Below are 11392 nucleotides of genomic sequence, written 5' to 3' on the forward strand. Positions count from 1 at the left end.
CAAATTAATATGTACACAAATGAAAACATTATTACTCATCATCCCTCTGTGCTTACTGATGGCCTGCAGCAAGAAAGACGACCTGGGCAATGTGGAAGAAATTCCCGGCCTAGGCGGAGATACTTGGGCAGCTTCGCCATTAGATAAATGGCTACATGATACGCTTACCGTGCCCTTTAACATTGCGGTAAAATACAAGTGGGACCAGTTCGAATTTGAACTGAACAAAGTACTAGTGCCTCCTAAAGAAGAAAAAATAATACCGGTGATGTCTGCTATTCAAAAAGTATGGATGAATACTTACATCGCGGAAGCAGGTACGCTTTTCTTTAAGAAGTACTGTCCAAAGTATTTTATTCTCTCAGGAAGCGCCAGCTGGAACGAGAATGGCACTATTACACTGGGAACAGCAGAAGGGGGTCGTAAGGTAGTATTATATCTGGTGAACGATTTTTTGACGAAATCAATGGATGGGTATCGACCCTCTGATTCCGCCAACGTAAAACAGATGTTTCATGTAATAGAACATGAATTCGGGCATATCCTGCATCAAACAGTGATGTATCCGGTAGCGTTTAAGCGTATCTGCTCCGGCTTTTATACTGCCAACTGGAATAATATCTCTGATATAGCTGCCCGCCAAGACGGCTTTGTAACGCCTTATGCCATGTCAGCTTTTGATGAAGATTTTGTGGAAATGGTTTCTACCATGCTGGTAGAAGGCAGGAGCGGCTTTGATGCCATCGTTAACAGTATTCCAGAGGGATTCAGCATAAATGGAGTGCCGAAAGCAGAGGCGCAGTCCCGGCTACGGCAAAAGGAAGCCATGGTGGTTAGCTACTTCCTAACCGTGTGGCATATTGATTTTTACAGTCTTCAGGCACGTACCAGGAGAGAAATTAATCAGTTGCTCTATTAAAAGGTAAGGTTCCTAAAGCGTAAAATAATAGTATGAGAAATAATTTGATCTGTTTATTGTTCATCATGACCGGTATGTTCGCCTGTAAAAAGGGAACAGATCCTGTTTTTGATAAATCACCGGATGAGCGTATCAATGATACGTTGTCGCATTATCAGCAAGTGCTTACGGGAGCGCCTTACGGATGGAGAGCACTGGTATATCCCGCAGGTGCACCACGTAGTGTATATAGTTTTTATTTTAGTTTCTCCGGTGCTAACCGTGTACAGATGTTTTCCGATTTCGATGCAGCTAGTACCAATAATATGCGGGAAAGCAGCTGGCGCCTGAAAGCACTACAGCAACCTAGCTTGTTGTTTGATACTTATTCTTATTTGCACGTATTATGTGATCCGGATGCCAGTCATAACGGAGGAGTTTATGGTATGGGACTGGGGTCTGATTTTGAGTTTGCGATTAATGGTGCGCAGGGCGATACCGTTTGGCTTACTGGTCGTTTTAACCAGAGTAAAGCTATATTGGTAAAAGCTACCCAGCACGATAAAGATGCTTATTTCCAACATCAGATCAATAGGGCAATAGATAGCATTGGTACTATCCTTACTTACTTTCACCGGCTTACATCAGGTAAAAATCAATATGATATCAGTATAAATCAATACCTGCATCAGGTTACCTTTACCTGGATATCCGGTGGTCAAGTAAAACAGGTAACTACCGGTTATACCTATACGCCGGATGGCATTACATTGTTACCTGCTTTTCGTGATAGTACCGTTACTATCACTGGTTTTGATCAAGTAAAATGGGATAACGGCGCTATTAGCTTTACTATCAATGATGTGCCTGCTACCATTACCGCCACGCCAACTCCAATAGCCGTTGATGTTACCGCCCCCAAAAGATGGTACGACTATGCGGTGAAAAACGAAAGCTACTGGGCTACCTACTATGGGTTTCATGTAAACGGTATAGATGATGCCTATCATATCATTGGCTTGCCTGATTATGCCTTTCTTATTTACTATCCACAGGTAAATGGTCCCGGTACCTCGCTAGACATATTGGGTTTTGTGCTAAATCAGAGCGACGGTGGTGTCCAGATTGCTTATGGCCCGCTTTATAATGCTCCCAGCTTTACCCCAGATGGCAGGATCATTTTTAAAGATGCCGGTTACTATGGCACAACTCCTGCCAATGGCAGCGCTGCACAAAAAACAAGAACACTTATGGCTGATCCGATGGGCTATTACCTAGTACAAACAAGTGATCTTACCTACGACATGGTAAGCGCCAAGGATGGCAAATCGTGGATCACCTGGGAAGGTTTCTAATTGCATTCAACCAAATTCAAATAACCTCATATGAGAAATTGTACTGTTAAATATCTATATAAAACGACATTACTTGTAGGAGTATTGCTGATGCTGGTATGCCGGTTATCGGCGCAAACAGATATCAACATTGGGCGCAGTACTTCCGGTAATAATAACGTAGGATATCCTTGTCCTTTGCAGGATTTTTATGAAGGCAGCAGGGCACAGTTCCTGTACCGCGCTTCAGAACTGCACGCAGAAGGAATGGCCGCCGGCGTAATCAGCGGCCTTAAATTTAAAGTGCTCAATCTTAATGCTACAGATACCATTGAGCAATACACCATCAAAATTGGTGTTACCAGCGATACAACGCTGGATGGTAATAGCTGGGTAACGGTAAATAACCAGGTGTATGGGCCTGTTAATTATCAACCCAAAACAGGTATTAATACTTTTCCCTTCCTTTCCGGTTTTTTCTGGAATGGTACGGATAACATTGTAGTGGAAATATGTAATGGCGCACCAGATACAGATCTCCGCATTTCCTACACTTATAACCCGGAAGTTCCTTATACAACAGGGCTTCCCTTCAACGGTTCACATAATTATAGAGCTGATAACCTGAACTATTTATGTGGCACCAGTAATACCAGTAACACGGGTACCATGAGCACCCGCCCCGACATTATATTTTCCTGGACTCCTGCAGTAGCCTGTACAGGCACACCAGATGCAGGAACCGCCATTGCTAACCCTTCTGCTGTTTGTATGAATGGCCAGTTCACTGTAACGTTGTCCGGTACTACTATCGCGTCGGGCATGAGTTATCAATGGCAGTCATCTCTGGACAACACAAACTGGACAGATATCCCGAACGATACTACCAACCGGCTTACTGCCACTCAAACGGTCACCAGTTATTACCGTTGTAAGGTAACTTGTAATACCTCCAGCATCACTGTAATATCCAACAGTGTAACTGTTTCTTCCCCGGTGGCGGTATCAGGATCGTTTACTATTAACAAGGCCCTGCCTACCGGTGGTGGCAATTTTGCCTCTTTTAATGACGCCTACAATTGGATCAAGTGTGGTATTAATGGACCTGTAGTATTTAATGTAGCGCCAGGCAGCGGCCCGTATAACGAACAATTGCTGATCACCCCTGTGCCAGGCGCTTCTGCCACTAATACCATTACTTTTAACGGTAATGGCAATACGCTGACTTACGCAGGTACTTCGTCGGCTCCGGCGGTAATCAGGCTGTCGGATGCAGACTATTTTACTTTTAATAACCTGGTTATCCAAAACACTAGTACCAGCAATGGCTGGGGCGTTCACCTGACCAATGATGCGGATTATAATACGATCAGTAACTGTAAATTTTTGCTGGATTCTACCTCTACTTCCTCCAGCAATGCAGGTATAGTGATTAGTAGTTCCCTTACTTCTGCTACCACTACAGGTGAAGCCAAATGCGATTTCAATACTTTCTCTGATAATACGATCAACGGAGGTTATTATGGAATTGCATTAACTGGTAGTAACACATTTGCAAACGGTAACAATAAGATCACTGGTAATAAGATCAGTAATTTCTATAACTATGGCATTTATGTAGTTGGCTCTTTTAACACATTGATAGAAAACAATACTATCAGCCGGCCTACACGTAGTAGTGTAGGTTCCTTTTATGGTATTTATTTTACCGATCTCAGTACAAAGGCCAATATTACCCGTAACATTATCAGCAATCCTTTTGGCGGTGCACCTAGTAGCACCAATACTGCTTATGGCATTTATTTTAGCAGTACGGATGCTCTTTCGCAACTGGAAAATGTGGTAAGCAATAACCTGATATATAATTATACGGGTAAGGGAGATGCTTATGGTATTTACAATTCAAGCTCAGATAACGTTTGGTACTATCATAATACCATTGCCCTGGATGGTGCTTCTACTACCGCAACAACATATACCACCCGTGGTTTTTACCAAACGAGCAAGGCCGATGGTGTGGAATTCTTAAATAACATTATCGCGATTACCCGTGGTGGTGGTGGTAGTAAATATTGTGTTTACTTTTCCGTAACCAACGGTACCATCCATGCCAACAGAAATGATTATTACCTGGCCCCGTCAATTGGCGGTACCAGCTACATTGGTTACTTTGGCACCAATACTCCGGCATTGCTTAATTGGCAGACTGCTTCCGGTCAGGATAGCAGCTCTGTAACCTCGAATCCATTATTTGCCAATATAGCATCTGGTAACTATCAGCCAACAAATGCTTCTATCGATAACAAAGGCTTACCGGTGAATATTCTGGTAGACATTAATAATGCCGCCAGGAGCACCAGTACACCGGATATAGGAGCATATGAATTTACACCGGCAGCCTGTACAACCCCGCCACTGGCAGGTAATGCACAAGTGAGTCCTGCTGCAGTTTGTGTGAACAGAAAGGTGTCTTTAACGTTAACAGATAACTCCATCGGGCTTGGACAAACCTATCAATGGGAAATGTCTCCCACTGCTACCGGTACGTATACCCCTGTGGGAACTGCATTAACCAACCCGGATACGGTGATTACTGCTTTATTAACTGCCTACTACCGTGTAGCGGTTACCTGTAGTGGTAATACTGCCTACTCACAGCCGGTACTGCTTACTGTAAACCAGGCTTTCCCGGCAGGTACCTATACCATCAATAAAGGTGCGCTTCCCAGCACCACTAACTTTACCAGCTTTAATGCTGCTAAAGCGGCGATGGAATGTGGTATACAGGGACCTATTGTATTGAATGTTGTATCTGGTTCCGGTCCTTACCTGGAACAATTGGTATTGGATTCCATTGCCGGTACTTCTGCTATCAATACAATCACCTTTAATGGTAATGGCAATACGATAAAATTTGCCCCAACCGATAATAACGACCGGGCTGTAATAAAACTGCGTGGTGCAGATCATATTACGTTTGACAGTCTTACAATAGACGCTACCGGTGGTACCTATGGTTTTGGTGTACAGCTGTTGAACGATGCCGATAGTAACACGATCAGCCACTGTACCATTATTGCTGATGCACAATCCTCCTACTCTGATTATGTAGGTATTGTTATTAATGGTAGTGAGTCCAGTGTTTCCACTGGCACCAATAACCGCTGTGATGGGAATACCATCATAGGAAATATCATTACCGGTGGTTATTATGGTATTGCTGCTTACGGCGAAAGCGCTGTTCCTCTTATTGGTAATACCATTAAGAACAACGTTATAAAAGAGTTTTACTCAACAGGTGTCATGCTCAGTTATATTACCAATATGCTGATCGACCATAATGATATTTCCAGACCAGGCCGTTCAAGCGCAAATTATTACTTGTATGGTGTAGATGTAAATAACGCTGGCGCCAACGTGGTGGTAAGCAATAACCGTGTACATAATCTCTTAGGAGGTGCTCTCACCAGTACGTCTTCCTCTTATGGAATAGAGTATTATTATGCAGATGCTACCGCTACCGCTCCTGCTAAAGTTTTCAACAATGTGATATACGATTTCCGTGGTCAGGGTACACAATATGGTTTCTCCAACTATAGCTCTGATTATGTATACTACTATCACAACACGGTTGCACTGAATGATAATAAAAATACCTCCAACAACAGTACTACTGGTTTATATCAATCAAGTACCGCTGTAGGTCTCCAGTTCTTTGACAATATCCTGGACATCAGCAGGTCTGGTATGGGAAGCCGGGTAGGCTTATACCTTAGTAGCAGTACTGTGATAACCGGTAATTATAATGACCTCTATGTAAAAAGCAGTTACAATACTGCTTATATAGGCACTGTGAGTGCTAATTATACAACGTTGGCAGCGTGGACAGCAGCTACTAAACTGGATAGCAATTCACTGGCTATTGCCCCTGTATTTGCAGATCCTAGCGCCGGTAACTATGCGCCTGTTATTTCTCCCCTTGACAATACAGGTAAGCCGGTAGGCATTACCACAGATATCCTGGGTGTAAGCAGAAGCACTACCCAGCCAGATATGGGCGCTTATGAAATAAGCGTTCCTAATTGTAGTAAGCCAGTAGTGCCAGGTACCTCAACCGTTTTCCCACTTACACCAGTATGTATAGGTAACGACATTAAACTGGATCTAACGGGTAATAGTACTGGTGGTACACAAACCTATCAGTGGCAACGTTCCTCTTCAGCTTCCGGCCCATGGGTAAATGTCAGCGATACGCAATATGTAAGTGTGTTTAACACCACCATTGGAGTAGATAATTATTACCGTTGTTTAATCGTATGCGGAGGTACAGACAGTGCTTATTCTACTCCGGTACAAGCTAACCTAAACCCGCCGTTATTGGCAGGTACTTATACTATTGACCCTTCACAACCTACCAGTATTACCAACTTCCAGTCGTTCAGCAGCGCTGTTTCCAAACTGGATTGCGGTATAGCCGGCCCGGTTACCTTCCTGGCAAAAGCAGGTACTTATACAGAGCAGATCATCATGCATCATATACCTGGCGCATCTGCTGTAAACAGAGTAACCTTCCAGAGTGAAGCAAACAATGCCACCACAGTTACGCTTACCTATACAGGTACGGCTACACTGAACTACGTATTGCGGTTAGATAGTGTGGATTACGTTACGTGGAGGGCTATCACCATTAAACCAGCCAGCACCACTAATGCAAGAGGCGTAGTATATGCCAAAGGATCTTCGTACGATAGTATTGTTAACTGTGCGATTCCATTGCCGGTTACTACCAGCACAGGAACAACTATTACGGGTATATATGCAGATGTTTGCATTGGTCACGGTAACGTAATTACGGGTAATACCATTACAAACGGATCAAATGGTATTTATTGGCCAGGTAGCTACAGTGTCACCATACCAGGTTTGATATTGGATAGCAATATTATAGACAAGCCTTATGCAAATGGTATTTATGTATCATACACTGATAGCCTGATAGTGCTGCGCAACCGCGTGAATATGAGTGGTAGTATGGCTTCCAGTGCATATGGTATCTATTCCGATGATTGTGATGGCTATAGTATTTTGAATAATAAAATAAATGTTACCAATACCTCAGCTTATGTGCACGGTATATATCTCTACTACGCTTATGCCGATGAAGGTATAGCAGGTATTGTATCTGGCAACAACATTACAGCCAGAGGAGGTGTTACCGGCAATTTACGTGGATTGGAACTTTATCAGGTATATACTGCCACCATCTCTAATAATGTGATCAGTATAAAGGCCAATGGAACTAATGCCTATGGCATTTATAGTGAAGGCAGCGCTAACCTTAACTATTATAATAACTCGGTACTTAACAGCTCCGGCGCCACTGGCGATAACTATGCTGCTTACTTTCTGCATACGTCATCTTACTACGGAAATGTTAAGATCAAAAACAACATTTTTGCAGCAGACAGTACTGGTAAAGCCATGTTTATTGCTAGTCCGCTTTACGTGAAGAGCGATTACAATACGCTGTATACCAGAGGTACTGTACTGGTGCGACAACAAACACCAGCGGCTAACTTTGCTACCCTGAGTGCTTACATTGCAGCAGATACACTGGATATCAATTCTATCGTATACAAACCTGCATTTGCAGATGATACCACATTGCAACCTGCCATTGCTGATCCGGAAGTATGGGCTATTCATGGCCGCGGTGTGCAAATAGAAGGTAATGATAAGGATATTAATGGTGCAGCCAGACCAGTTAGGCTGACAGATGGTGTGCCAGATATGGGTGCTTACGAATTCCTGCCAACATCAGTACCTCCGGTACTCCCGGCATTTCCGGCGCTCCCGGCTCCGGGTGTTACACAAACATTTATGTTTGGTACAGATACAGTAACAAAAATTACCTGGAATCCAGGCACAGACATACCTAGTAATATCGCAGTAAGACGTTACTCCGGCATTAAGCCACCTAACCTGGCTAGCGGTACAGATTTTATGTATTTCTATACAGATGTAGATGTAACACCTGCCACTGGTCAGTATAATTTTAATATCGATCAGTTTTATCTGGATCCATGGCAAGGTTTTATCAAACGTCAGAAAGACATCAGGATGGGCCGTACAGACGATGCCAATACCTGGATAGTAGATTCACTGAGCCATGTATATGATATTCCGAATGTGATCAGGGATAGCTCATTGCACTTCCTGGATAAATTTACCGGGCTCAATGGTGGAACAGCTACGTCTATGCAATTATTGCAACCGGCAGATAGTTCCAACAGAGGTACCCGTTTCTGGGTAGGCTATGGCCATCACCAGTTCTTTACCAATGATAATTCACAAAACATGGTACTGTACCTGAATGCGCAGGACTCTTCCAATGTAACTGTGCGCATTAACGGTACCAACTGGGAACGTGTGTATCATATTCCTGCCAACCAAACAATTACAACAGAAATAATACCGAAGAGCGGGCTGAGTGATGCCAGGCTTATAGAGGAAGGTTGGTCTGATAAAGGCATCAGTATAGAAAGCGATGTGCCTATTGTAGCCTACGCACATATTTATGGCAGTGCCTCTTCCGGTGCTAGTATGCTGCTACCGGTAGGTACGTATGGCTATGACTATTATACATTGTCTTCCAGACAGAATTATGGTTCAGACACCTATTCCTGGTTCTATGTAATAGCAGACTATGATAATACCAAAGTAGAAATCACACCTTCTGTACCTACACTTGGAGGAAAACCAGCTAACACTACGTTTACGGTTACCCTCAATAAAGGTGAAGTGTACCAAGTATTAGGTGCTTTACAGCCTGGTATTATCGGTGAAGGCTATGATTTATCCGGTAGCCATGTTAGATCTGTGGTAAATGATGACGGAAAATGTTATCCGATGGCAGTATTCTCCGGCAGTAGCCGTACTGCTATTGGTTGTGGTGGATCTACAGGCAGTTCAGGTGATAACCTGATCCAACAAAACTTCCCATCGCAGGCCTGGGGTAAGAAATATCTTACAGCGCCTACTTCTAACAGTGGATCGGCTAATTCTCTCATGACTAATATATACCGTGTGCTGATAAAAGATCCTGCTACAGTTGTAAAGGTAAACGGCACCACCTTAGCAGGTTTGATCAATAGCCGGTTCTATCAGTTTGAAAGTAATACAGCTAATAGAATTGAAGCAGATCAGCCAGTGATGGTGGCCCAGTATATGTCATCCAGCGGTGACTGTTCTAATACCAGTGGCGACGGCGATCCGGAAATGATTTACCTGAGCCCTGTAGAACAAGGTATTAAAACGGTGGGTCTATACCGTAACACACGAGAGGCTATAAACGTAAACTACCTGACCCTCATTATCCCTACAGGAGGTATTTCTTCTTTGCGCATAGATGGTAGCGCTACTTTCGATTATACTTATCCGCATCCTAATGCCGCTGGATATACCGTAGTGGTAAAACGTTGGCCAGCAGCTCCTGCACAATGTAATGTAGTCAGCGACTCTGCCTTTACCGCTGTTACTTATGGTTTAGGTAGCGTAGAAAGCTATGGTTACAATGCAGGTACCCTGGTGAAAAATCTGAATATTCTGCCTGCGTTCAATAACGTATTGAACACCAGCGGACAGAATAACACTTACACCTGTGCTAAAACGCCGTTCCGCTTCTCTATGCTGATACCAGTAAAACCAACTGCTATCACATGGAAATTTAGCCAGGTAGCGAATTTGTCGCCTAAAACAGATGTGGTGCAGAACAACCCGGTACCAGTAGATTCTTTGGTAAGTAACGACCGGAAATATTATCGTTTTGTTTTGCCGGATGATTATGTGTTTAGTACACCAGGTTCGTATTACGTACCTATTATCCTCACAGATCCAGAAATAGAAAGTTGCAGCAATAGTTTTGAAAGCATCCTGGAAATAAAAGTAATTCCAGCGCCGGTAGTTGATTTTAGTGTTGATTATACCGGATGCTTGAGTGATGGTGCTTTGTTTAAAGGATCAGCTACTACCAGTAATGGTGTTGGTATCAGCAGCTGGAAATGGAATTTCCCTGACTCTACTATTTCGTCTGCAAAAGATACCCTCAAGTATTTCAAATATCCGGGTATAAAACAAGTGAAACTGAGTATTGTGGCGCAAGAAGGTTGTGTAGGAGATACTACCAAAGAAGTGGAAGTATACGGATTTACGCTTGCAGAGTTAGTGAAAGATTCCATGACTATATGTAGTGGAACAGATGTAACCCTGTCTGCTAAAAACCCTCAGGCTGGTGTGTTGTACAACTGGTATGATGCTCCTACAGGTGGTAATCTCCTGTATACAGGAAGCGACTATACGATTAATGGTATTACTGCAGATGGCATTTATTACCTGGAAACCATCACACATGGATGTCCTGGTCCGGTACGTGCCAAAGCAATTGTACATGTATTACCGGCACTTGCTACACCTGTAGTAACAGTAGATAGTATAGGCGTAAATATGATCCGGTTTAAATGGAAGGAGGTGCCTAATGCCACCGGGTACGAAGTATCTGCAGATGGCGGCGCCACCTGGACCGTACCTTCCTCTGGTAAAGAAGGGTTGGTACATATTATCAGTGGTTTACAACCTGTACAAACTGTGAAACTGATGGTACGTGCAAAAGGTTGCGAAGACAAGGAATCACTGCCTGCTGAAGGTAAAACATTACCTGATGGTGTATACATCCCGAATACGTTTACGCCTAACAACGATGGTAAGAATGATGTATTGCTGGTATACGGCTATATCATCAAGGATCTTCATATCGCCATTTTTGATCAGTGGGGTGAAAAAGTGTTTGAATCCAATAACCAGACAACTGGATGGGATGGCAACTACAAAGGAAAAGCGCTGCCTTCAGGCGTATACATCTATGTATGTCATCTCACGCTCACAGATGGAACTAAAACAGAGAAGAGAGGAGTGATTAACCTGATCCGCTAAAATAGTTGTATGATAAAAATTGGCTTAGCGAAATGGTTACTGCTTGCCACCGGATATATGATGTTGCATTGGCCTTGTGCCAATGCAACTATCCGGTTTGGCCGCCAGGGAATAGATTTTGAAGATGGCACAACGACGTCGAAGATGATCATTAAACAATAATCATTTCAAT

The 11392-nt window shown here is 43.3% G+C and carries 4 protein-coding genes; all 4 read left to right on the forward strand.

Features of this window, described 5'->3' with window-relative positions:
• Positions 1-19 precede the first annotated feature (19 nt).
• The 4 genes from ACDQ55_RS10755 to ACDQ55_RS10770 are packed head-to-tail and all read left to right on the forward strand — an operon-like array spanning position 20 to position 11382.
• Entirely contained in the window at positions 20-919 is a 900-nt protein-coding gene (locus tag ACDQ55_RS10755; protein ID WP_420981390.1) for a zinc-binding metallopeptidase, read from the forward strand.
• Between the two features lie 32 nt (positions 920-951).
• Positions 952-2253, forward strand: a complete 1302-nt coding sequence (locus ACDQ55_RS10760) for a DUF4302 domain-containing protein (protein ID WP_420981391.1) — start codon at positions 952-954, stop codon at positions 2251-2253.
• Positions 2254-2283: 30 nt separating this feature from the next.
• On the forward strand, positions 2284-11220 hold the full coding sequence (locus tag ACDQ55_RS10765; protein ID WP_420981392.1) for a gliding motility-associated C-terminal domain-containing protein: 8937 nt from the start codon (positions 2284-2286) through the stop codon (positions 11218-11220).
• Positions 11221-11229: 9 nt separating this feature from the next.
• The gene (locus tag ACDQ55_RS10770) at positions 11230-11382 is read left to right on the forward strand and encodes a hypothetical protein (RefSeq protein WP_420981393.1); all 153 of its coding nucleotides are present in this window, start codon (positions 11230-11232) and stop codon (positions 11380-11382) included.
• Positions 11383-11392 lie beyond the last annotated feature (10 nt).

Origin of the sequence: Chitinophaga sp. 30R24 (assembly GCF_049056765.1) — a bacterium.
In the GTDB taxonomy this organism is placed as follows: domain Bacteria; phylum Bacteroidota; class Bacteroidia; order Chitinophagales; family Chitinophagaceae; genus Chitinophaga.